Source organism: Cohnella phaseoli (assembly GCF_003386235.1).
GTDB lineage: Bacteria > Bacillota > Bacilli > Paenibacillales > Paenibacillaceae > Cohnella > Cohnella phaseoli.
On sequence record NZ_QRDZ01000043.1, the window covers coordinates 14,147 to 36,570 of the forward strand.

Annotated in this window: 19 protein-coding genes; 12 read left to right on the forward strand and 7 right to left on the reverse strand. The window is 52.8% G+C overall.

What is annotated here, in order from left to right:
• The first annotated feature begins 3 nt into the window (after positions 1–3).
• The 8 genes from DFP98_RS34425 to bcp all read left to right on the forward strand — a co-directional run bounded on the left by DFP98_RS34425 (position 4) and on the right by bcp (position 8,959).
• A complete protein-coding gene (locus tag DFP98_RS34425) occupies positions 4–801 on the forward strand; it encodes an ABC transporter permease (protein ID WP_116065168.1) in 798 nt (265 codons plus the stop codon).
• A 647-nt stretch (positions 802–1,448) separates the two neighbouring features.
• On the forward strand, positions 1,449–2,420 hold the full coding sequence (locus tag DFP98_RS34430) for a sugar-binding transcriptional regulator (RefSeq protein WP_116065169.1): 972 nt from the start codon (positions 1,449–1,451) through the stop codon (positions 2,418–2,420).
• Positions 2,421–2,480: 60 nt separating this feature from the next.
• Entirely contained in the window at positions 2,481–3,407 is a 927-nt protein-coding gene (locus tag DFP98_RS34435) for a sugar ABC transporter substrate-binding protein (RefSeq protein ID WP_116065170.1), read from the forward strand.
• Between the two features lie 82 nt (positions 3,408–3,489).
• The gene (locus DFP98_RS34440) at positions 3,490–5,001 is read left to right on the forward strand and encodes a sugar ABC transporter ATP-binding protein (protein WP_116065171.1); all 1,512 of its coding nucleotides are present in this window, start codon (positions 3,490–3,492) and stop codon (positions 4,999–5,001) included.
• Entirely contained in the window at positions 4,994–5,953 is a 960-nt protein-coding gene (locus DFP98_RS34445; protein ID WP_116065172.1) for an ABC transporter permease, read from the forward strand. Before DFP98_RS34440 ends, DFP98_RS34445 begins: the two co-directional genes overlap by 8 nt.
• A complete protein-coding gene (gene trpA, locus DFP98_RS34450; RefSeq protein WP_181918129.1) occupies positions 5,950–6,771 on the forward strand; it encodes a tryptophan synthase subunit alpha in 822 nt (273 codons plus the stop codon). The genes DFP98_RS34445 and trpA overlap by 4 nt, the downstream gene beginning before the upstream one ends.
• Positions 6,772–6,775: 4 nt before the next feature.
• A complete protein-coding gene (locus DFP98_RS34455; protein WP_116065174.1) occupies positions 6,776–8,281 on the forward strand; it encodes a xylulokinase in 1,506 nt (501 codons plus the stop codon).
• Between the two features lie 210 nt (positions 8,282–8,491).
• Positions 8,492–8,959: a thioredoxin-dependent thiol peroxidase gene (bcp, locus tag DFP98_RS34460; protein WP_116065175.1), complete on the forward strand. Its 468-nt coding sequence runs from the start codon at positions 8,492–8,494 to the stop codon at positions 8,957–8,959.
• A gap of 9 nt (positions 8,960–8,968) precedes the next feature.
• Here bcp and DFP98_RS34465 read toward each other — a convergent pair whose 3' ends face one another.
• Together DFP98_RS34465 and DFP98_RS34470 are read right to left on the reverse strand one after the other, a co-directional pair.
• Positions 8,969–10,330, reverse strand: a complete 1,362-nt coding sequence (locus DFP98_RS34465; RefSeq protein WP_181918130.1) for a sensor histidine kinase — start codon at positions 10,328–10,330, stop codon at positions 8,969–8,971.
• The gene (locus tag DFP98_RS34470; protein ID WP_116065177.1) at positions 10,327–11,046 is read right to left on the reverse strand and encodes a response regulator transcription factor; all 720 of its coding nucleotides are present in this window, start codon (positions 11,044–11,046) and stop codon (positions 10,327–10,329) included. Before DFP98_RS34470 ends, DFP98_RS34465 begins: the two co-directional genes overlap by 4 nt.
• A gap of 168 nt (positions 11,047–11,214) precedes the next feature.
• Between DFP98_RS34470 and DFP98_RS34475 the strand changes: the two genes are divergently transcribed.
• From DFP98_RS34475 to DFP98_RS34490, 4 genes are read left to right on the forward strand one after another with little or no spacing between them, the layout of a single operon-like run.
• On the forward strand, positions 11,215–12,081 hold the full coding sequence (locus DFP98_RS34475) for a carbohydrate ABC transporter permease (protein ID WP_116065178.1): 867 nt from the start codon (positions 11,215–11,217) through the stop codon (positions 12,079–12,081).
• Positions 12,082–12,122: 41 nt separating this feature from the next.
• Entirely contained in the window at positions 12,123–12,980 is an 858-nt protein-coding gene (locus DFP98_RS34480) for a carbohydrate ABC transporter permease (RefSeq protein WP_116065179.1), read from the forward strand.
• A gap of 35 nt (positions 12,981–13,015) precedes the next feature.
• Positions 13,016–14,173 (forward strand): efflux RND transporter periplasmic adaptor subunit, encoded by a 1,158-nt coding sequence (locus DFP98_RS34485; RefSeq protein WP_116065180.1) that lies wholly within the window; start codon positions 13,016–13,018, stop codon positions 14,171–14,173.
• Between the two features lie 18 nt (positions 14,174–14,191).
• Entirely contained in the window at positions 14,192–15,475 is a 1,284-nt protein-coding gene (locus tag DFP98_RS34490; protein WP_220377214.1) for an ABC transporter substrate-binding protein, read from the forward strand.
• A gap of 118 nt (positions 15,476–15,593) precedes the next feature.
• On the opposite strand, the gene DFP98_RS34495 is transcribed toward DFP98_RS34490, so the two are convergent.
• The 5 genes from DFP98_RS34495 to DFP98_RS34515 form a co-directional block, all read right to left on the reverse strand.
• Positions 15,594–16,427, reverse strand: a complete 834-nt coding sequence (locus DFP98_RS34495; RefSeq protein WP_116065182.1) for a carbohydrate ABC transporter permease — start codon at positions 16,425–16,427, stop codon at positions 15,594–15,596.
• A 22-nt stretch (positions 16,428–16,449) separates the two neighbouring features.
• On the reverse strand, positions 16,450–17,331 hold the full coding sequence (locus DFP98_RS34500) for a carbohydrate ABC transporter permease (RefSeq protein ID WP_116065183.1): 882 nt from the start codon (positions 17,329–17,331) through the stop codon (positions 16,450–16,452).
• 86 nt (positions 17,332–17,417) lie between these two features.
• On the reverse strand, positions 17,418–18,755 hold the full coding sequence (locus DFP98_RS34505; RefSeq protein ID WP_116065184.1) for an ABC transporter substrate-binding protein: 1,338 nt from the start codon (positions 18,753–18,755) through the stop codon (positions 17,418–17,420).
• Between the two features lie 138 nt (positions 18,756–18,893).
• Positions 18,894–20,489, reverse strand: coding sequence for a response regulator (locus DFP98_RS34510; RefSeq protein WP_116065185.1), 1,596 nt, complete (start codon positions 20,487–20,489; stop codon positions 18,894–18,896).
• Positions 20,486–22,288 carry a sensor histidine kinase gene (locus DFP98_RS34515; protein ID WP_116065186.1) on the reverse strand — a complete coding sequence of 601 codons (1,803 nt, stop codon included), beginning with the start codon at positions 22,286–22,288 and terminating at the stop codon, positions 20,486–20,488. Before DFP98_RS34515 ends, DFP98_RS34510 begins: the two co-directional genes overlap by 4 nt.
• Between the last annotated feature and the right edge of the window lie 136 nt (positions 22,289–22,424).

Below are 22,424 nucleotides of genomic sequence, written 5' to 3' on the forward strand. Positions count from 1 at the left end.
AAAATGAACCGATTCGCGTTTACATTGGGCTTGTATCGGGATTATTTGGCCAACTATTTGAAGACGAAGCTGAGCTACCGCGCCGATTTCTGGATCGAGGTGCTGTCGGATCTGCTGTTTAACGGGCTGAACCTGGTGTTCATCTTCATCGTGTTCATGCATACGCCGTCCCTTGGCGGCTGGAGCGAGGCGGAGGTCGTGTTCGTCTACGGGTACTTTATGCTGGCTTCGGGGCTATTCTCGACGTTCTTCAGCGCCTGGAACTTCAGCGAGCGGTACATCGTCAAAGGGGAGATGGATCGGGTGCTCACCCGTCCGACGCATTCTCTGGTGCAGGTCATGCTGGAAAATATGGACCCGCCCGCACTGTTCGGAGGGCTCGTCGGTCTCGCGATTCTGATTTCGTCATGGACGACGCTTGGTCTGCCATTCCACTGGTACGATCCGCTTGTGTTGATTGTGATGGTGCTCGGCTCTTGCTTCATCTATATGGGCATCTATACGGCGATGGCGGCGATCTCGTTTTACTCGGACGCGCCGACCGGCATCGGGCCGCTCATCTACAACATTCAGAACTACGGGCGTTACCCGGTGGAAATCTACAATAAAACAATCAAGTTTCTGCTGACGTGGCTGCTCCCGTTCGCATTCGTGGGCGTGTACCCGGCTTCATTTTTCCTCGGGCGATTGGAGGAATGGTGGATGCCGTGGCTGACGCCGGTCGTCGGCCTCGTCTTCCTGACGATTGGCATTTCGTTCTGGAACTACGGCGTGAAGCGGTATCGCGGGGCGGGGAGTTAAGAGTCAACTGTAAAGAGATGGCGGTGTAAGGGATGGGCCTTGCATTGCCGTCTTTTTTTGGTAACGGTTGAAGAGGGAGGAGCGGAAAAATAAAGCGGGAAGTCCGCGCTAATTTTGTCGCAAGGAGGAAAAGTGCGGATTTAGAGCGGAAAATTCCCCTTAAAATATAAAAAAGTGGAGAATCGAAAAAATAAGGTGGGAAATCCGCATTAAATAACTGAAAAATGGTGCGAAATCGAATTTAAGGCGGGGTTCCCGCTTTAAATCAAAAAGACGTAGTGCATCCTGCGAACAGATCGAACTAAGACGGCAATGATACGTTCGTGCAGTGGGGGCCTAAGAAACTGCTTCGAGTTCCGCGGACGACAACTGGGAAGCGATGAACACTGGGTTAATCGGGGGTCTTAATGACGTTGCGTACCCGGCGGAGCCTATATTGGCTGTTCGCTAGTCAGAGCTGATCTATAGGGCATGTATCTCCCAGAGCGAACCGGGGCAGCGGAGGGAGATACATGTCCTTTTTATCGAACATATGATCACTGCCGAAAATTTGTTCTTGCAAACCCTTTCAGATCGGAGTATGATAGCTTCAGAACAAAAATTCTGAAATGAACATTTGTTCATAGAGGGAGGGGGCACGGAGTATTGTGAATGAGGTAAGTCAAGAAAAGAGAAGGCTGCTAGTCAAAGTAAGCACGTTGTACTATATGGACGGACTGAACCAGCAGGAAATCTCCGAGCGGCTCGGCATCTCGCGTCCGCAGGTCAGCAGAATGCTCGCCGCCGCCAAATCCGAAGGCATTGTTCAGATCAGCATACGCAATCCGTACTCGGAAGAGCAGATGTATGAGCGGGCGGTTGCGGAAACCTTCGGAATCCACGATGTGATTGTCGTTCACGTCCCGGAAGCGGATCGCCAGACGATGGAGCTGCACGTCGCCCGCGCGGCGTCGGCGCTATTGGAAAGCGCGATCAAGGACCGCGACGTTGTCGGGATAATGGCCGGACGGACGATCGCTTCCGTCGGTCGGGAAATTCAGCACGTCGGTCGCAAGGAAGTCAAATTCGTGCCCATGATCGGCGGATTCGGCGCAGACGGCGGCGCGTGGCATGCGAATACGAATGCCAGAGTGTTCGCCGAGAATTTCAGGGGCCGGCATTTTCTGCTGAACGCCCCGGCAGTCGTCGCTTCTGCGCAAGCGCGGGAGATGTTCCAGAGCGAGGCGGAAATCTCCAAAGTGCTGGAAGCCGCCAAGAAGGTTTCGCTGGCTCTGATCGGAATCGGCCAAGTTTCGGAGGAAGCGACAATCGTCAAGTCCGGATACTTCAGCGAGGAAGAGATGAACGGCGTGCGCGACCAAGGAGCGGTCTGCAACATCTCGACCTCCTTCCTGAGCGCCGAGGGTGAGCGGGTTCACTATGATGGAGAATCGCGGATGATCGGCTTGTCCATCGAAGAAATTCGAGCCATCCCGAATGTCATTGCCGTTGCGACTGGGAATGATAAAGTAGAGGCAATCGTCGCCGCGCTTAGAGGCAAGTTCATGGACGTGCTCGTTACGGACATGGAGACGGCCAAAGCACTTCTGGAGTGGCAGCGCAACCATCCTGCCCGTTAATCGGGCGGGGTCTGCGCGACTAAACGTTCTTTTCACCTACTATCAAGGGGGCAATAACAGATGAAAAAAGCAATTCTAGTTATGGCAGCGCTTCTATTGACAATTGGTTTGACAGCTTGCGGAGGAAATTCCGGCGGCAAGGACGGTTCCAAGACGATCTCGATTTTGACGCCTTATCTGTCTTCCGTCACGACCAACGAAATGGTCGAATCTCTGAAGAAACAAGCGGCGGACAAAGGCTGGAAGGCGAACGTCGTCGATACGAAAGGCGATATGGGGCAGTTGGCTAGCCGGATGGAGGACGTTATTTCCTCCAAGACCGATGCAATCGTGCTCGTCAGCACCGATCCTAATCAGCTGAAAAGCCAGATCCAACGCGCCAAGGATAAAAGCATTCCGGTATTCGGCGCCGACTCCGGTTACATCGAAGGTATGGTCATGAACGCAACGAGCGACAACAAGGAAATGTCCAAGATGATTTCCGAGCATCTGTTCCAGGCAGTTGGCGATCAAGGCAAAATCGTTATTCTGACTCACCGTCCGCATCCGGGCGTATTGGCTCGTACGGTGCAGCTGGATGAACTGCTGAAAAATAAACCGAATATCTCCGTCGTTACCGAGCAGCAAGTCGAAGTCCCGGGACCGATCGAGAACGCGCGCAAGCAGATGGAAAGCTTGCTGCTGTCCAACAAGGAGGCAGGCTCCATTACGGCAGTATGGGCCGGCTGGGACGAGGCGGCGATCGGCGCCGCCCAAGCGATCGAAGCGGCGGGACGCAAGGACATCGTCGTGACCGGCATCGACGGCAACAGCCAGGCGGTGGAGATGATCAAGAAAGGTTCTCCGCTGGTCGCCACGGTTAAGCAAAACTTCACGGGCATGACGGAAATCGTCGTTAAACAAATCGAGCTCGTATTCGCGGGCCAGCCTGCGGAAGGTACGGAGCTGTACGCTCCGGCCAGCCTGATTACGAAAGACAACGGGTAATCCCGCTAGAGCAACTACGAACGCATAGCGGCAAAGCGGCCCAAGGCCGCTTTGCCCAATTCGGAAGCAAGGAGGGTTTCCATTGACCCTACTGAAAGTCGCAGGACTGAACAAAGTGTTCGGGCAGCATTATGCGCTATCCGACGTGAGCTTCGAGATCGCGGCGGGCGAAGTGCATGCGCTCGTCGGCGAGAACGGAGCGGGCAAGTCGACATTCATTAAAATTATGACCGGAGTCTATTCCCTTGATTCAGGGACGATCGAATGGAAGGGACAAAAGGTGGATATCCCCAATCCGGGAGCGTCCCGCAAAATCGGCATCAACGTGGTGCATCAGGATCGTCACCTCGTTCCGTCTTTTACCGGCTACGAGAACCTGTTCGTCGGATTGGACTACCCGACCCGCGGAGTCGGCGTTAACTGGAAAGCGATGAAGCGGCGGGCGGAGCAGCTTCGCAGCGACTTCGGCGTCGAGATCGATCTGAACAAGACGGCCGACCGGATGTCGCCGCCCGAGAAGACGATGCTGGAGATTTTGCGCGCGATGATGCTCGAATGCCAGCTGTTGATTCTCGACGAGCCGACCGCTTCGCTGACCGATCAGGAGGCGGAGAAGCTGTTCGCGTTGATCGGGCGCTTAACGGCGCAAGGAACGGCGATTCTGTATGTCTCCCACCGGATGGACGAGATATTCCGGCTGTCCGACCGGATAACCGTATTTCGCAACGGGCAGCGAGTCGACACGGTCAACACCGCGGAGACGGACAAGGAGCAGTTGATCCGGCTGATGAGCAATGCGGAAGTGAAGAAAAGCCAGAAGCGGGCGACGGTTAAATCTGCGGCCGACAAGGTGCTCGAAGTCGACAGGTTGTCCACGAAGGACGGCAAAGTCCGGGATGCGAGCCTGAACGTGCGTAAAGGCGAAATCGTCGGCATTTTCGGACTTGCCGGAGCCGGACGGACGGAGCTGCTGGAGACGATCTACGGACTTCGAAGCCCGTCGGGCGGAAGCATCGCCGTGTCGGGTCGTGCCGTGAAGGCGCCTGCGCCGAGAAGCTCGATCGAGAACGGCGTCGTCCTGATTCCGGAAGAGCGCAAGCGCGACGCGCTGGTGCTCGGTATGACGATCAGGGAAAATATGACGCTGCCCGTACTGAAACGATTTTCCGGCATGCTCAAGCTTCGCGCTCGCCGCGAACGCGATGAGGTAAACGCGTGGATGAAGGAAATGAACGTCAAGGCGGCCGGCTCCGAGCAAGCGATCGGCCAGCTCAGCGGAGGCAACCAGCAGAAGGTCGTATTCGCCAAAGCGCTGCTGTCGGATCCCGTCCTGTTCCTCTGCGACGAGCCGACTCAGGCGGTAGACGTCATGACGCGCGAAGAAATTCACCGACTGCTTAAAGCGCAGGCCGACAAAGGCTGCGGCGTCCTGTTCGTCTCCTCGGATCTGCAGGAGGTGCTGGACATCGCGGATCGGCTGTACGTTCTCCACGACAGCCGCATCGTCGCCGAGCTGGACAACGACGGCGTTACGCCGGAGCAAGTGCTCGGATATTGCTATAGTCACGGAAAAGGAAGTGAACAACATGGTTGAGACGCGTTCGGGCATTTCTTACGTCCGGCTGCTGCGCAGTTATGGAACGGTTGCCGCCGGAATTTTGATCATTCTTGCATTCTCCGCGTTAAGTCCGAATTCGTTCATGACGATCGATAACGCCATTAATATAAGCCGGCAAATTTCTTTCCTCGTCATTATCGCTCTGGGAGCGACTCTGGTTATGGCCGTCAGCGAGTTCGACTTGTCGGTGGGGGCGCTGGCCAGCTTCGGCGGCGTATTCGCGGCCAAGATGGCCGTTGCCGGTTATCCGATCTGGGTTGCCTTCCTGGCGCCGCTCGCCGCAGCGTTCGTTATCGGTTTTATTAACGGTTGGATCGTAACGAGGTTCCGCGTGCTCTCCTTTATTACGACGCTGGCAATGGGCACGATTCTTGGCGGCTTGAACTTCAAGCTGACCGGCGGAGCGACCGTATTCGAGAACATTCCGGAAAGCTTCCGTTATCTCGGCCAAACGGAGTGGGCGGGTATTCCGGTCTTATCCTTCATTATGCTGCTGATGACGGTGCTGTTCTGGTATGTGATGACGCACATGTCCTTCGGACGGAAGCTGTACGCGATCGGCGGCAACGAATCGGCTTCCCGCGTCGCGGGCGTTAAAGTCGCGCTAAACAAAAACATGGCGTTCGCGCTGTGCGGCATGCTGGCCGCCCTGACCGGAATTCTGATGGCGTCCCGTCTCGGCTCGGCCCATCCGACCGGGGGAGACGGACTGTTCCTGTCGGCTTATGCGGCGGCTTTTCTGGGGATGACCTCGTTTAAGGAAGGCGTGCCGAATATTTGGGGGACCTTTGTCGGCGCGGCCATTATCGGCATTCTGGCCAACGGTCTGACGATTCTTAACGTTCCTACGTTTATGCAGGACGTCATTACCGGATGTATCGTCATCGCGGCCGTTCTGATGCAGAAGCTGGGACGTGGCAATTCATGATGCGGACTCTGAAAATGCACAGCCAATACAACATAGAAGCTTATCGCGCAGCCAAGGAGAGAGAGGAGGCGCTGCTCCTCGGCTACTTGGTAGCGGGCGATCCGGCAATCGACGAGTCCTTCGAAATGATCCAAGCCAGCGCATTGGCGGGAATTGATATTATTGAACTGGGCGTGCCCGGTCCGGACCCGTTCATTGACGGCGACGTTATCAAACGCGCGCACAAGCGCGCGCTGGACGCCGGAGCCGGAATATCGGAGGGCTTGATGGCGCTGTGGCGCAAAGTCCGGCGCGAAGTGCCCCGTCCGATCTGGGCGATGGGCTATCGGAACGAGCTTGTGGAAGCGGGGCTGTACCGGACGCTGACGCAGGAGAAGCTGATCGACGCACTGGTGCTTCCCGATTGCTCTCTCGAAGAGCAAATTCGGATTCAGGAGGAAGTCGGCCCGGCGGGCGTCGACGTGATCCGCTTTATTAACAGCGGCATGGATGAAGAGACGATCCGGCAAGTGTGCGACGGGGCGACGGTGATCTATGCCCAATCGTATTCCGGCACGACGGGCGATCCGATGGCCAGCGTGAACGGCCTGTCGGCGCTATGCGAGCGAATTCGTCCGCATCTGCCGGACGGCCTGGTCGTCGCCGGCTTCGGTCTGCGTTCTCCGGCGCTGGTCGGTCAAGCGATCCGCGGAGGCTTCGACGGCGCCGTCGTAGGCTCCGTGCTCGTAAGCCGCTGCGAGAACCGGGAGAAGGATTATTTGTACCGGCTGGTGGCGGAGATGAAACTGGAGACGTTGGGCTCCTCGACAAGGGGATGAGCAGATGAGATATATGGCTTCGTTTGATATCGGCACTACGAATGTCAAGGGAATATTAGTCACGAGCGATGCGGGCATTTTCCTGGAAAACAACGTGGAGCTTCGCGTTATCCGTCATGAAGACGCGGTGGAGCAAGAGCCGATCGAATGGTACGACGCGGTGAAGAAGATTGCGGCTTCGTGGTTCAAGGTCGGCATCAAGGCGGCGGACATTGGTTTGCTGACGTTCAGCGGACAGATGCAGGATTGCATTCCGGTAGGCGAAGACCTCCAACCGTTGCGTCCGGCCATTCTGTATTCCGACGGACGCGCGTCCGAGCAGGCGCGGCGAATGCTGGAGGAGCTTGGCGAGAGCGCCATTCAGGAGCGGACGATGAATCCGTTCGACGGATCGCTGACTTTTCCGAAAATCATGTGGCTGAAGGAGCGGGAGGAAGAAACGTATCGCCAAACACGCAGCTTCCTGGTCAGCTCCAAGGATTACGTGATCGCCCGGCTAACGGGGGAATGCGTGACCGATCCGACATCCGCCGCCACGACCGGCTGCATGGATGTCCGCACCCGCGAATGGATCGGTCCCTGGCTGGAGCGCTATGGCGTAGATGCGGCCAAAATGCCGAAAATCGCTGCTTCGGACAGCATCGTCGGCAAGGTAACTGCGGAAGCATCTGCTGCAACGGGCTTCGCCGCGGGAACCCCCGTGCTGTGCGGGATAGGCGATGCCGGGGCAGCGACGCTCGGAGCAGGGGTATACGAGGAAGGCGAAGTTTACTCCTATATCGGGACGACGGGCTGGGTCGCGGGCGCTTCAACGGGCTTCCTAGACGTGCAGAGCGGCGCATTTAACCTTTCCTACGTGGAAGCAGGTCGGCAGATCTCCATCGCTCCGCTGTCCAATGCGGGAAGCGCCCATCAGTGGGCGGTCGGCGCATTCGGGTCCGGCAGCAAAGTCGGCGACACGATGTCGTACAAGCTGTTCGACCGGGCGGTGGAACAGACCGAACGGGGTGTTGACGACGTGCTGTTCCTGCCCTATCTGAACGGTGAACGCTGTCCGGTCCAGGACGCGGAAGCGAGCGGCTGCTTTATCGGCCTTAAGCCGTCTACAACCCGGGAGCGGATGGGGACGGCCGTACTGGAAGGCGTAGCCTACTCGATGCGCCAAGTGCTTGAACTGGTCGCCAAGCGGCAGGAGGACGGAAGCCTGCGGGTTACCCTAATCGGCGGCGGTGCGAAAAGCAAGATCTGGTGCCAGATTATGGCGGACGTACTAGGCTGCGAGCTTGTCGTTCCGAAGGATTCGCAATATTTGCCGTCCCTTGGCGCAGCCGCCCTCGGGTTCCGCCATGCGGGCTGGAGCGAGGACTATTCATCGGCAGGCCGGGCGTTCAAGGAACTGAAGAACGCAACGGTCTACGTGCCCGACGAGAAATTGCGGGCGCATTACAACCGCCAATACGAGAAATACAAGCGGATGTATCCCGCCGTCGCTCCGCTCTTCGCGGAGTAAGCGGCAACAACAGCAGGGTCGGGCGGCGGAAAAGGGCCGTCCGATCCTGCTGTTTTTTTTAGCTCTTGCGCTCGCCCATTCCGTCTGACTGCTCTATAATAGGAAGGATACCGTTACCGCGCATCCTCCCGTTAACTGAGTATTAGACGCTGAAGATGACGATGATAATGACGTTGACGCCGATGCTGCTGTAGAACAGGAGGAATAAGAGTGTTGTCTGAAGTAGGGGCTCCCGCGCCCGATTTTTCCCTTCCAGACCCAAGCGGGGCTGAAGTGAGGCTTTCTAATTTTGTTGGGAATCATGTCATTCTTTATTTTTATCCTAAGGATCTTACGCCGGCCTGTACGACTCAAGCTTGCGATTTCCGGGATCAATACGATGAATTCGCCAAACTGAATGCGACTATTATCGGCATTAGCACGGATCCGGCAAAGAGACACACAAAGTTTATCGAAAAATACGGTCTCCCTTTTACCCTTCTAGCGGATATAGATCATTCTGTTTCCGAGTTGTACGGCGTCTGGAAGCTGAAAAGCATGTATGGCAAACAGTTTATGGGCATTGAGCGCTCAAGCTTTCTTATTGACGATAAGGGGATTTTGGTTAAAGAATGGCGCAAAGTTAAAGTCGCCAACCACGTATCCGACGTTCTGAAGTACGTTCAGAGCATTTCATGATTCGGAGACTTATCGCGATAAGGGGAATCGCAGCGTAAACGCCGCTCCTCCCCCCGGAAGATTGGCAGCCGCGATCTCCCCCCGGCACCTCTCGACGATCGCACGGGATATCGCCAAGCCCAGACCGGTTTCTCCCTTCTTTCCCTTCGCGAATCGCTGAAAAAGTAAGGGCAGCAGCTGTTCGGAGATTCCCTCGCCATCGTCGGCAATCTCGATATCAACGGTATGTTCTCCGGCAACGGTACGAATGCATATCGTTTTTTTGGCGTGCCGCGCGGCATTGCCGATAATATTGATTAATGCCTGCAGCAGCTTTTCCCGATCGGCCGTAATATAACGCTCTTCCGGATTTCCGTTCCTGTCGACTTTAATGATCAATTCTCTCTTGACGACAAGCGGATTGATTCGTTCCATCGCTTCGTTAATCAATTGTTGCACCGGAATGTTGTCCATATGGAAAATGCCTTCCTCGCTTTCCAGCTTGGCAAGAAGGATCATCTCGGTCACGATTTTTTTTAACCTTTCGCATTCATTTACGATGATATCGAGCCCTTTGGCCGCTTTATCCCCCGTAAAAATGCCGTCCTTAATCCCTTCGGCATAACCTTGTATCGACATCAACGGCGTTTTTAGTTCATGGGAAGCGTTCTGGAAAAATTTTTTTTGCGTGCTCTGATACTTATCCAGTTCTCCGGCAAGATGGTAGACGCTGCTGGCGACTTCCCCGATTTCTCCCCCCGAACGAATCAGCAGAACCTCATTAAAACGACGGTTTTCCACCTTTTTCAGTTCCTTCCTCAACGCGGTGAGCGGGTTTACGATTCTTCTAGTGATCACCACGCTTAGAAGAAAAGCCATGAGTCCGCCTACGGACAAAATGATCATCAAACGCTGGAACAAGGCCAACTGAATCGATTTGACCGCGCTCAGTGGGGTAGCCATGACAGCCGTAATGGCGGTCATAGGCAGCCCTTGTTGAGGGGGGATCGTTAACGTTTCTATGATGTATTTACCGTCTTTGCCCTGCGAGATTCCCGTTGCGGGATCGACCTGCTTGGCGAGCTCTACAAGCTCCGTCGCTTTCTCTCCGGTTAACGTGCTGAAGTAAACCTTCTCTTCGGGCGACATCAAGACGGCCTGCGTCGCGGGAGCCAGCGGGATCGCTTTCGTCAATAGCGCCGGCTCCATTTGGTGAGCAGGTGTCGTCGGAACCGCTAACGTGGTCAATTGATTGGCCTGTTCCCGCAGATCCTTCCGCTGGTTGTCCACCAAAGTATCGAGAAGCAGGGGATATATAAGCGTAGCCGTAATCGCCAGAATGAATAGGAGCAGAAGTCCAAAGGACAGATGGAGCCGATATACGAGTTTCATTTGACGTTCCCCCCTTCTTCCATCCTCAGCCGATAACCGTGCCCCCATACCGTTTCGACGGGCAGCTCGCTCATTTTTCGGCGCAGCCGCTTCACCAGGTCGTCGATCGCCCTGTCGCTGCCGAAATAGTCGTCGCCCCAAACCAAATTAAGCAGCTCGTCTCGCGAAAAGGCGCGATTAGGTTGTTCGGCAAGCGTTTGAAGCAGCTTATATTCTTTAAGCGTCATTTCGATTTCCTCTTCATGCCAGAAAACGCGCCGTTCCTCCAATACGAGCCGCAGTTCGCCGATTTCCAGCCGCGTGCGGCGGGGAACGGGGGATGCCGAATGCTCCTGCCCTGACTTGCTCGAGCTGAAGCGATGGAACAGACGATTGACGCGCGCGACTAATTCGCGAGGACTGAACGGCTTGGTCATGTAATCGTCGCTGCCTAATTCCAAGCCGAGGATTTTGTCGACCTCCTCGTCCCGTGCGGAAATCATAATAATCGGAACCTCCGCATCTTTGCGGATACGGCGGCAAAACTCGAAGCCGTTCATCCCCGGAAGCATAATATCGAGAATCCACATGTCCGGCGGATCGTTTTTCCACAGCTCCCAAGCGGCTTCGACGGACGGAAACGATACCGTTCGATAACCTTCTTTTTGCATATAGGCTTCCACGATTTCGCGAATTTGTACGTCGTCGTCGACTACGGCGATTTGGTATGCGTTCATTCGTTTTCCTCCACCCCGTTGATCGACATCATTGTATCAAAATAATTGCGGCTGAAGCCCGTTTCCATACTTTTTCCACACTTTCTCCGAAGTTTTGCCGGATACGGATTGTAGACTAAGAGCTGTAATTCCATGCAGTCCGTTTTATTGCGCAAGGAGGATTCGACCATGAACATGCAACGTCTAGCGCGAAGAGAGTTTCTCGTTGCGTTAGGATTTCTCGTCCCCAGCCTGGCTGGATTCGCCGTCTTTTATCTCTTCCCGTTCGGCCAAAGCGTTCTGACCTCTCTCCAGGATCGGCTGGGAGACGGAAGCTGGACGCTTGCCAACTACAAGGAGCTGTTCCTTAGCTCTTCGTTTCAGAAAGCCGCGGCCAACACTTTCTGGTTTACGGCAATTAGCGTGCCGCTTCTATTGACGTTATCGCTTAGTTTGGCGCTGCTCTTGAATCAGCGGGTCTTGTTCCGGGACTGGCTGCGCACAGCCTATGTACTGCCCCTTGTCGTGCCGGTTGCCTCAATCGTGCTGGTGTGGCAAATTTTATTCGATTGGAACGGGGCCTTGAATGCCGCGCTTCAGCATTTCGGGCTAAGTCGAATCGATTGGATGAAATCGGATTGGGCGGGGCTTGTCATCGTTCTGATCTATGTGTGGAAAAACATCGGATACAATGTCGTCCTGTTCCTGGCGGGGTTGCAGAACATCCCGGATCAATATTATGAAATCGCCGATTTGGAGGGAGCGGGGCGCATGCGCAAGCTGGGGATTACGCTAACGTACTTGACCCCGACCACATTTCTCGTTGTATTGATGTCGGTATTGAATTCCTTCAAGGTGTTTCGCGAGACGTATCTTGTCGCCGGGGCTTATCCGCACGACCGGATTTATATGATGCAGCACTATATGAACAATATGTTCCTGTCGCTTGATATCCACAAGCTGTCGGCCGCTGCGGTATTGACGGCTGTCAGCATTCTAGCGCTCGTTGCCGTACTGTTCCGAACAGAGCGAATATTTCGTTCTTATATGGAATAGGTTACTCGCTTTGTCGAGAAGCGTTCTGGAGGTAGATTGTTATGAAAAAGGCATATGGCATGCCATTGTTTCGTTCGCTCCTATTGCTCATGGTTGCGGTATTGATGCTGGTTCCCGTCATTTTGACGTTCGATAATGCCTTTATGACCGAACGGGAAATTCAAGCGAATTACGGCATGCTTGGCCAAACGGATACGAGCGTCTTCGTAAATATGAAATGGATTCCCGATTGGGTCTCCTTCGAACAATTTAAGAAAGTGTTGATCTCGACCCCCGCCTTCTTGCGAATGTTCTGGAATTCCGTATTCATGGTATTGCCCATTATTGTCGGACAAGTTACGGTCGCGACGTTAGCCGCGTTTGCATTCGGCAAATTGCGTTTTCCGGGGCGGGAAGCTCTGTTCTTCCTTTACTTGATCACGATGCTGATGCCTTTCCAGGTAACCCTTGTGCCCAATTACATCATGGCGGATCGATTGGGATTGCTTAATACCCCCGGTTCTATCATTTTGCCCGGTGTGTTCGGCGCATTCGGCGTGTTCCTGTTGCGGCAATTCATGCTTCATATTCATTCGGCTTATATCGAAGCTGCGAAGATGGACGGCGCCGGTTACATGCGAATCTTCGCAACGATTGCGCTGCCGATGGTTAAACCGGGTATTGCCGCATTAGTCGTGCTGTTGTTCGCCGACTACTGGAATATGGTCGAGCAGCCTCTGATCTTCTTGCAGGATGCGGAGCTGCAGCCGCTGTCCGTGTTTCTGTCCCGCTTGCAGGAGGATGCGCTGGGCGTCTCCTTTGCGGCTTCGGTCGTCTATATGATGCCTATGGTGCTTTTGTTTCTATGCGCCGAAAGGTATTTTATCAAGGGCATCCAGCTCTCCGGCGTGAAGGGTTGACGGAGTTATTGGACACATCGGAAAGGAGATAAATAATGAGCTTGCGTCGACAACGTCTGGCTAGCCTTCTTTTTATTTTGTTCTTTATTGTATTGGCTGGACTCACGCTGTTCAGCAATACGCTGCAAACCGCTATGCTGCCCAAGGTGGCTACGGAAAAACCGGTCAAGAAAACACTGTCTCGCCTGATTAAAGGCAGCGGCGTTATGGCTCCCAAAGAAACGTTGGATCTGGTGAGCGAGAGCGGATGGAAAGTGAGCAAAGTCCATGTCAAGAAGGACGAACAGGTCAAGAAAGGCCAGCTCCTCATTACCTTCGATAGCGAGGATTTGCAACAGCAGCTTATGGATGCGGAGGATCTGTTGAAAAAGCAAGATTTGAACAGGGAGGCGTTGAAGGAGCAGTTTATCGCCGCTCAGCAATCGGGAAGCGAAGAGGCGATTCGCAAGGCCGAACGGGATCTGGAAAGCGATCGGTTGGATCGAAATATCGCGCGGCGGAAAATCGAAAAGATGCGTAAGGAATTATCTGCAAATCGCACGCTTAAGGCTCCATTTGACGGCAGGGTGGCGGAGATTAAGGTCAAGGATGGAATGAACTTCCCGCAAGGGCAACCGGTGCTGCAGCTCGTTAAAAATGGAGACGAATTTCAATTCTCCTTTACAGCGGACAGCGACTCGGCAGATTTGCTGCAGCTAGACGAGCAGGTGGTCGTCGACGTAAAAGGGGATATCCACAAACGAATCGAGGGAACAATCGCCGAGATCAAGGATGCTCCGTCCGGCAGCGGAGGAGGCGGGCCGGCGGGGCTGCCGGGCAATGGAGGCGGATCTGCGAGCGGCGGCGAAGAACGGGCCGCGCAGGGTCAGAAAACCATCGTGGTCTCGGTGTCGGGCAGCGGACTTCAAGGAGGCGAGCAGGCGAGCGTTGTTTTGGAAAAATCGCTCAAGGAGCAAGGAATGGTCATTCGCAAAGAGCTGATCAAAAAAGACGGGAAGGGAGGCTACGTATTCGTCGTTCGGGAGCGCAAAAGCTCGCTCGGCAATACGTATACAGGACAGAAGATCTACGTGACGACAGGAGATGAGAACGCGGAAGAGATTATCGTCGCGGGAGGGCTTACTCCTCAAGACGACATCATTATAGAAACAAGCGAGCCCTTGCAGGACGGCAATCGGGTTCGACTAAATTAATTTAAGGAGATGAAGAGATTGAAGAAGATTAGAATAATGATCTTAATCGTTATAGCGGTCATGTTGTTGTCTGCTTGTGCAGGAAACAAGGAAGGCCAGGAGGGCAATGCGGAGGAAGGTCGAAAAAATGTCTCGATCGCCGTTATGAGTTCCGATCGTTTTCTGGAGTCGGCGGTACAGAAATTCGAAGCCCTTCATCCGGATATTCATATCGAAATCAAGGAATTTCTGGCGATGCCCAAATCGGAAAACGGAATGAGCGCGGCGATCTCTCAAGCGGACATGGAAAAGTTCATTCAGACCGTAACGACGCAGGCGATTTCCGGAAAAGCGTCCGACTTGATCCTCATGAACAATTTACCGGAGGACAAATTCGTCGACAAAAAGCTGTTGGCCAATTTTAACGACATGATGGCAGAGGACCCCTCTTTCGATAAAAGCAAGTACTATCAGAACATTCTTACAGGATCTCAGAGCGGCGACGGCCTCTATGTGATGCCGATTGCTTTCGCGCTTGACCTCATTCAAGGAAATACCGAATTGATGGAAAAGGCAAAGATCGAGATCGACGACAAAACCTGGACATGGGACCAGGTTAAACAGATCTCCAAGAAGCTTCAGGAGCAGGCGGGTCCGGATTATACGGCCTTTATCGACTTGTTTTCGGGCCAGCTATTATACGATTATATCGAAAGCAATTACTCGCAGCTCGTCCAACGGGGCAAAGCCAATTTCGATTCGGATCTGTTCAGGGACATGATGCAGCAAATCAAGGCATTGTACGACGAGGGCACTCTGAAAGAAGAATTTTCGTATGACTATGACAAAGCGTTGTTGTCTATTGGGGGATTCTCCAGTCCTGAACAGGCGAATAATCCGAAGACGGCGTTTTTCCAAAAACCGACCGTACACGGGGATGGACAGGGGAGCGGATTTAAGACTTACTTTAAACTGGGGTTGAACAGTAAATCCAAAGCTCGGCAGGAGGCGTGGGAATTCATAAAGTTTTTGCTTTCGGACGAGATGCAGGCTTCGCCGGATCTTATGGGAATACCTTTGAATAGAAGCGTTGTCGATAAGAAATTCGCCGAACTTGAGAACGAGGATAACGGGACGCCGGCGAAAGAGCAGATCGAATCCGTCCGGAACCTTCTGGACAAAGCGGGCAAGAAGAGCGAGAGCGATTTTAAGGTCGCTTCGATTGCCATAGAGGAGTTCGCGGCCTACATGAGCGGCCAGAAATCCGCCGAAGAGGTCAGCAGGCTCATTCAGAACCGGGTGACGACTTATCTCAATGAATAGCGATATAGGATGCTTCGATAGGAAGGCCGGAAAACAACCCCTGAAAACGGGGATGTTTCCCGGCCTGCTTCTGAATATTACGCCAACGCTTTTTGATTTCTGGTCCGGCATTGCTGCATTAGGCTTTCACGGCTCCCGCGCTTAAGCCTCCCTCGACTTTCTCCTGAAACAGCAAGTAGACGACAACGGTCGGGATGATCGTCAACGAAATGCTGGCGAAAGTAGGTCCCATCTGCGCGGAGCCCCGTTCCCCGACGAATGACATAAGAGCCATCGAAATATTGTACATATCCCGATCTGTAATCAGAATGACGTTCCATAGAAGATCGTTGTAGATGTTGAAGAAGGCCAGAATGCCCGCAGTAGAGATCGCCGGCATCGCTAGCGGAGCCAGTATCCGAAACAGGAATAATAACGGACCGCAGCCGTCCATAAGGGCAGATTCGTCGATCTCTTTATGAATCCCTTTCATAAATCCGGTAATCAGGAAGATCGTCAGCGGCAGCTCGAATACGCCGTATAGAACCATCATGACGAAGTAATTATTGAATCCGTCGATACTTCCGACCATACGCGAGATCGGAATGACCAGAGAGAAGACCGGGATCATCAAGCCAAGAATAAAATAGATATATAGAAACCCGTTAATCTTGAAAGTAAACCTCGCCAGAACATACGAAGCCATCGTACCCAGCAGGAGCGCGACGGCGGTGCCTGCGGCGGCATATAGAAACGAAGTAAAGACGGAAGAATGGATATGGGCGTCCTTAAACGCCATTGTGAAGTTGCCCCACAGCCATTCCTTGGGTAAGGCGAATATCTGGCTCTGACCGCCGTAGATCTCCGTATTGTTCTTAAAAGAAGACAGCAAGGAGAACAAGAGCGGATACATGAAGATGGCGGAACAAATCGCCGCAAAGCCGTAGACGCCTAATCTTCTTAGGCTCTTCATATTTTTCACCTGCCGATCTCGGTTATCTTGCGCTGCGGGTATTCATCAATTGGTTCAAGACGACGGTCGATATCAAGGCAGCTACGATAATGAACGTTCCGATGCTGTTCCCGACGCCGAAGTTGTTGTACTTAAACGATTCGTAATAGAGCAGGGTCGTCGGCACGTCCGTCGCTCCGTTCGGGCCGCCGTTTGTCATGACGAAGATTTGGCCGAATACCCGGAGAGACTGCGTAATCGCCAGAATAGAGAAGATCTTAATCGTTTCCTGCATTAACGGCACGGTAATATACCGTACCTTCTTCCATCCTGTCGCACCGTCCAATGCCGCCGCCTCGTACAGATCTTCCGGAATCGCGACCATGCCGCTGGCGAAAATAATCATGTTGAGACCGCAATAAATCCAGGCATTGACGACGACAACGACATAGATGGCGATCGCCGGTTCCCCGAGCCAATCCCTCGTGAACGAGCTCATGCCCAATACGGACAAGACAGAGTTGACGAGCCCGCCGTCTCCCTTGAGAAGAAACTGCCACATGAGCCCGACCGCCGATAGCGGCAGGATGGACGGCATGAAGAAAGCGACCTTGAAGAATCGTCTGGCTTTGATCTTGCTCGTCACGAGAATAGCGAAAGCGAACGCGATCGGTAGGATGAGGAGGAAAGAAGAGAGAATAAATACGCCGATGTTTTTTAACGAACGATAAAACTCCGACATCTGAAACATCGAGCTGTAATTGTTCCAGCCGACGAATTCGAGTGGCACGCTTTTGATTCCGTTCCAGCTGAAGAAAGACAAATAAGCCGTTTGAAACATCGGTACGACGTACGCGATCGTATACAAAATAAAGGCAGGCAACACGAAGGCCGCCGCAGCCCCATACATTCTTCTATTGACCACAGGAATCCCTCCGTTATCATCGAATCCAACCCTCATAGATAGATCATACCGCCCTGAAGGCGGTATGATCGGTTGCGACGTTTGGCTTACTTGGTGTTGGAATCGATGAACTTCTGGATCGCGTCAGCTGTTTTCTCCGGACTGTTGCCCGCGAACATGCCTTGAATTTCGTTGCGGGCCTTATCCATCAGTTGCGTAATCGGGCTGTACTCCGTGACTTCGCCTTTGAAGTCGGCTGCCGTAGCGAGCGCGGCCATGTATTGAGCTGTTATGGGATCGACCGAAGCTGGATCGACTTCCATCTTCACCGGGTAGATGCCGCCGCCGGTTTCCTTCAAGTATGTCTGGTAGGCCTCGACGGAGGTCATGAATTTCAGCAGTTTGATCGTAGCGTCCAGTTTGGCGCCGGTAGTCGCTTTGGATACGGAGTATCCGCCAGCGCCGCCGAACCAATTGTCCTTAAATTCCGGTTTGTCCTTGAAGCCCGGAACCGGGATGACGCCGATTTTGTCTTTGATCGGGGATGCAGCCATCTGGGAAAGCGCCCAGACGCCTTCGAACAGCATGGCGCTTTTGCCTTCGAAGAACATCGTTGAGGCCGTATTGCCGTCCATCGTCACGATATTTTTGCCGAATACGCCGGCATTTTGCCAATCCTTCATCGTCTGGAGAAGCGAGACCATGTCCGTGTCGTTCCATTTCGCGGCTCCGCTCGCCAGATCCAGCGATTTCTGGAATCCGTACTTCTTAAGCGAGAGATTAGAGATCAGATGTCCTCCGCGGAAGTTCTCTTTCTCGCCCATGGCCATCGGCACTGCATCGACCTTCTTGAATTTCTCGGCGAGCGCGGGGATATCTTCAAGCGAGGTCGGCACTTGCGCGCCAGCCTTCTCGAACAATTCTTTGTTGTAGTAAATCGCTACGCTGTAGAATTCGTATGGAACGCCGAACGTCCCCGGGATGTCTTTATATCTCCACGTGTCAAGCAACGGCAGGAAGTCCCCGGACCACTCCTGATCCTCGTCCAAGTACGGCTGCAGATCCAAGGCAACGTTTTTTGCGTACTCTTTAAACATTTCGCCGCCGTAGTTCATCCATATTTCAGGCAAGTTTCCGGTGGCCAGACCCGTCTTGAATTTATTGTTGAAAGCGGCCTCGTCGTTCAAAGATTCATCGACTACGCTAATATTGGGGTTTTGCTCCATGAATTTCTTTAGCAATCCCTGGAAAGCCGTAACGGTCGTACTTGTACCGGCCGTCCTCGTCATGATTCGGACCGTGACTTTCTCACCATTATTGGCTGACGGGCTTTCCGTTTGTTGGGGGCTGCTCCCCGAATTTTCGTTTGATTTGCCGCAAGCCGCCAAGAACGTCGTCATCGTCAAGATTGAAACGAGCGCGATCGACGCCATTTTTTTATTCATAGCAGATAGCCTCCTTATGATGTATGCGCATCCATGTAGTGAAATTCTGTGTCGGCCGGACATAACGTTATTATAAGGAGGGACCTCGCCGCTTGAAATGCAATATCTTTACGGCATGGGGAATATTTTTAACGCCGGTTAGTCGCCCGCGATGAATTTGGACGGAGAAACGCTGTAATGCTTCTTAAAGCATTTACTGAAATAATGCGTATCCTTGTACCCGACCGATTCCGCGATAAAAAACATATTTTTGCAGCCTTGCTCCATAAGCTCCTTAGCTTTGAGCATTCTGCACCTGGTCAAGTATTCGACCACAGAATAACCCAACTCGTTCTTGAAGATTCGGCTCAAATAGCTGGGATTCACAAAAACGCTTTTTGCAATATCCGTCAGATCCAATTCTGCATTGCCGAAGTTCTCGTCGATGTATTGCTTGGCTTTGCTCGCCAACTTGGTGGGCGTCGATTGCTTTAAGCTCTTGGCGCGAACGAGCGCGTTCCGGAATTGCTCCCGCAACCATCGCTTGATCGCGTCCAGCGTTTCCAGTTCGTCCACGAGTTTCATCGGATGCAACGTCTCGATGATCGCCGCATGAGCTTCGAGCTTGTTCTCCGAGGCGAAGATATTCAAGGTCGTCATCAGTTCATAGAGGACCAGATAAAGAGTTTCCACGGGTTGCCGTCCGGCGATCAAGGAGTCCGACAAGCGATCCAAGCTCGTTTCTATCGCCTCGGCATCCCCTAATCTCAGCAGAATGATCATATCTTCCCGGATGTAGGACAAATCTTCCGATCTTCTGCCCGGCAACTGATCCCAGCGTATGATCCGATTGTTTCCGCAGACGGTTTTGTGCCGACAGGCTCTCACCGCTTCCCGATAAGAGGCAGCTGCGTCCGCAATCCCATGCACGCTAGGGCCGATTCCGGCGGTTACCGTAAATTTGAGGTAATCATGGACCGCCCGAATCGCCTTCGAGCAGGTTTGCAGCAGCAAACCTAGCCCCGCGTCGGCAGAAGTTCCGCTCGGAATAGAAGCGATCAGAACGATACGGCCGTCCGCGTCGTAAGTCGATTCGAAATGCTTAAAACCGCTCGACTGCATGACTTCGCCGCAAATGTTCGCTACGGCGAATTTCTGCCACAGGGGAGGAGGCTCCGCGCCGGTTTTATCGATGCTGACGACCGTGACGAAGAGAGAACCATCTATCAGATTCGGACAATAGAGTCGATATTTAGGCTTGTCTCGCACGACGTCCGCCGTACCGTCCAGGCAGGTTTGAAGAAATTCACGTTTCAGAATGCCGTCGCTTTCCGCCAGGTTAAGCTGCAAATCCGCATTCAAACGTTGCTTATGGGTTTCCGACTCAATGCGGTCGCGAAGCTGGACAAGAACGCGGACGAGCTCTTCCATATTAATCGGTTTCAACAAGTAATCGGATACGCCTGCTTGAATGGCGGTTCGCGCGTATTCAAAGCTGCTGTAACCCGTCAAAATGACGATCTTTAGCTCCGGATGGCTGGTCTGGGCCGCTTGGGCAAAGGCCAATCCGTCCACGATCGGCATGTTGATATCTACGATCGCCAGTCTTGCCGAAATATGCTCCAGCATCATTAACGCGTCTTCGCCGTTGTCCGCTTCTCCCGCGATTTCATAGCCGAGCGAAGCCCAATCAACGCAAATCTTCAATCGTTCCCTAACTAAATACTCGTCGTCGATTATAAGCACCTTGATCATTCCGCGGCTCCTCCCGTCTCTAACGCGGGCAGCGTAATTCTGACCGTCGTGCCCTCCCCGAATACGCTTTCCAGCTCCAGCCCGTATTCCGGCCCGAAATAAAGCTTGATCCGCTCGTTCGTAACGTTTAATCCGAAACCATTCTGACTCGGTTGAATTTCCTTCGCCTTGAAAATTTGATCCAACCGCTCCTTCGGGATTCCGATGCCGTTATCGCTGACGCATAGCATCAAACTTGCGCCATGGATTCTTCCATGGATGTCGATGCGGCCTTTACCGCGTTTGTTCTTCAGACCATGGTAAATGGAATTTTCCACGATGGGCTGAAGCAGCAGTTTGATGGTTTTATAACGATACATGTTCGGTTCGAAATCCAGGGTATAAGAGATCTGATCTCTGTAACGGATCTTTAAAATCTCCAAATACGTTTGCGTAATTACGATCTCGTCTTCCAGCGTAATAATCGCGCTGCCTTTGCTGAGCACCCCGCGGTAGAACTGGGCCAGCTGATTGACGATTTTGACGATGTCGGAGTTTCTCTTCAAATCGGCAAGGCCACAAATACTTTCGAGAGTGTTGTACAAAAAGTGCGGATTAATCTGCGATTGCATAACGGCAAGCTCGTACTCCTTTTTCTTCCTTTGTTCCTCGATGATGTTTTCCATTAACAGCTTGGTCTTGCCGACCATCTTGTTGAATTCTTTGGCCAATGCGCCGATTTCGTCTCTGGATTTGACGTTCAGCCATACGTCGAGATTCCCGTCCTGAACGTTCTGGACGGTTTTCTTGATTTCGTTCAGCGGACTCGTGATCGATTTGGCGATCAGAAGGGTAAGCACGACGGCCGCCAAGACAAATAAAGCTCCTATCGCAAAAAACTTGTCGGTAAGAACCCGATTGTCTTTCGTAATCTCATAGATCGGTACGATTCCAATAATCACCCAATCGAATCGCGGATAACTTTTCGCTACAACCAAGACGTCCTTCCCGTCTAAATGAAAGACTTTTCCGCCTTCGTTGCCGATCGCCCAAGAGGCGTATTCGTCGTTGCCGATCGCCGTGTACAGCTTCTCTTTGCGGGTATCGGAAGCGACGATCCCGTCCTTGTTCACGATAAAGATATGCCCGCTTGCCCCGATATCGATATTGGAGTATTGGTTGGCGATGTAGTTTTCGTCTATGGACAACTGGATTAAGCCCAGGGTCTGTCCCGTTTTCGCGGAATTGAATTTCTGGAACAAGGAGATGACGTTGCGACTGTCGTTGCCCTTCAAATAATTGCTTGGTTTCGTGTTCTCCCATGCGACTCCGTATAGGGAATTTCCGAAGGCTTTGAAATGAACATCGCTTACGTTCCGGATGTTGCCGAGATTCCCGGAGTTGTAAATATTCCGATGGAGATCGTAGACGATCAGGGCATCGACGAACGTTTTTGAATCGACGATATTTCGCAACGACTCTTGGATGGCGAAGTTTTTATTGTAATTGTCCAACTGATCCTTCGTTTGGGGTTCGCTTATGACTTCCTGAATCGTATTGTTCGTAATCGCGATCTTGGAGTAATTTTCCGCGTTGTCGAAGATGATCTCTAACTTCTCCGATACGAGCTTGAGATTCTGAGCCGTATTCTCAATGGCTTTATCGATCAAGATGCCCGAGGAGATCCGGAAGGCGAATACCGCTAACAGAATGATCAGCATCGATAAGGCGACCATGAAAGATAGCGTAATTTTTTTGTTGATGGACAGCGAGTAGTAGTATTCTTCCAGCTTTGTCCTGAACCTCGGATATCCGCTCATTTATCAACCAGACTGGAAGACAGCGTGTGGCTCATCCTGGACATTTTCCTTCCCATCCGAATTTATAATTGACACAAGTATAGCATAAGCGCCTAGTAAACCAGCTTTAATTCATATTTGAATATAGAATTCATAT

What these genes read in the sequence shown, in the direction of transcription:
- DFP98_RS34425 (WP_116065168.1), top strand. Translation starts at nt 4, where the DNA reads ATGAACCGATTCGCGTTTACATTGGGCTTGTATCGGGATTATTTGGCC.
- DFP98_RS34435 (WP_116065170.1), top strand. Translation starts at nt 2,481, where the DNA reads ATGAAAAAAGCAATTCTAGTTATGGCAGCGCTTCTATTGACAATTGGT.
- DFP98_RS34445 (WP_116065172.1), top strand. Translation starts at nt 4,994, where the DNA reads ATGGTTGAGACGCGTTCGGGCATTTCTTACGTCCGGCTGCTGCGCAGT.
- trpA (WP_181918129.1), top strand. Translation starts at nt 5,950, where the DNA reads ATGATGCGGACTCTGAAAATGCACAGCCAATACAACATAGAAGCTTAT.
- DFP98_RS34455 (WP_116065174.1), top strand. Translation starts at nt 6,776, where the DNA reads ATGAGATATATGGCTTCGTTTGATATCGGCACTACGAATGTCAAGGGA.
- DFP98_RS34465 (WP_181918130.1), bottom strand. Translation starts at nt 10,330, where the DNA reads ATGAAACTCGTATATCGGCTCCATCTGTCCTTTGGACTTCTGCTCCTA.
- DFP98_RS34470 (WP_116065177.1), bottom strand. Translation starts at nt 11,046, where the DNA reads ATGAACGCATACCAAATCGCCGTAGTCGACGACGACGTACAAATTCGC.
- DFP98_RS34475 (WP_116065178.1), top strand. Translation starts at nt 11,215, where the DNA reads ATGAACATGCAACGTCTAGCGCGAAGAGAGTTTCTCGTTGCGTTAGGA.
- DFP98_RS34480 (WP_116065179.1), top strand. Translation starts at nt 12,123, where the DNA reads ATGAAAAAGGCATATGGCATGCCATTGTTTCGTTCGCTCCTATTGCTC.
- DFP98_RS34485 (WP_116065180.1), top strand. Translation starts at nt 13,016, where the DNA reads ATGAGCTTGCGTCGACAACGTCTGGCTAGCCTTCTTTTTATTTTGTTC.
- DFP98_RS34495 (WP_116065182.1), bottom strand. Translation starts at nt 16,427, where the DNA reads ATGAAGAGCCTAAGAAGATTAGGCGTCTACGGCTTTGCGGCGATTTGT.
- DFP98_RS34505 (WP_116065184.1), bottom strand. Translation starts at nt 18,755, where the DNA reads ATGAATAAAAAAATGGCGTCGATCGCGCTCGTTTCAATCTTGACGATG.
- DFP98_RS34510 (WP_116065185.1), bottom strand. Translation starts at nt 20,489, where the DNA reads ATGATCAAGGTGCTTATAATCGACGACGAGTATTTAGTTAGGGAACGA.
- DFP98_RS34515 (WP_116065186.1), bottom strand. Translation starts at nt 22,288, where the DNA reads ATGAGCGGATATCCGAGGTTCAGGACAAAGCTGGAAGAATACTACTAC.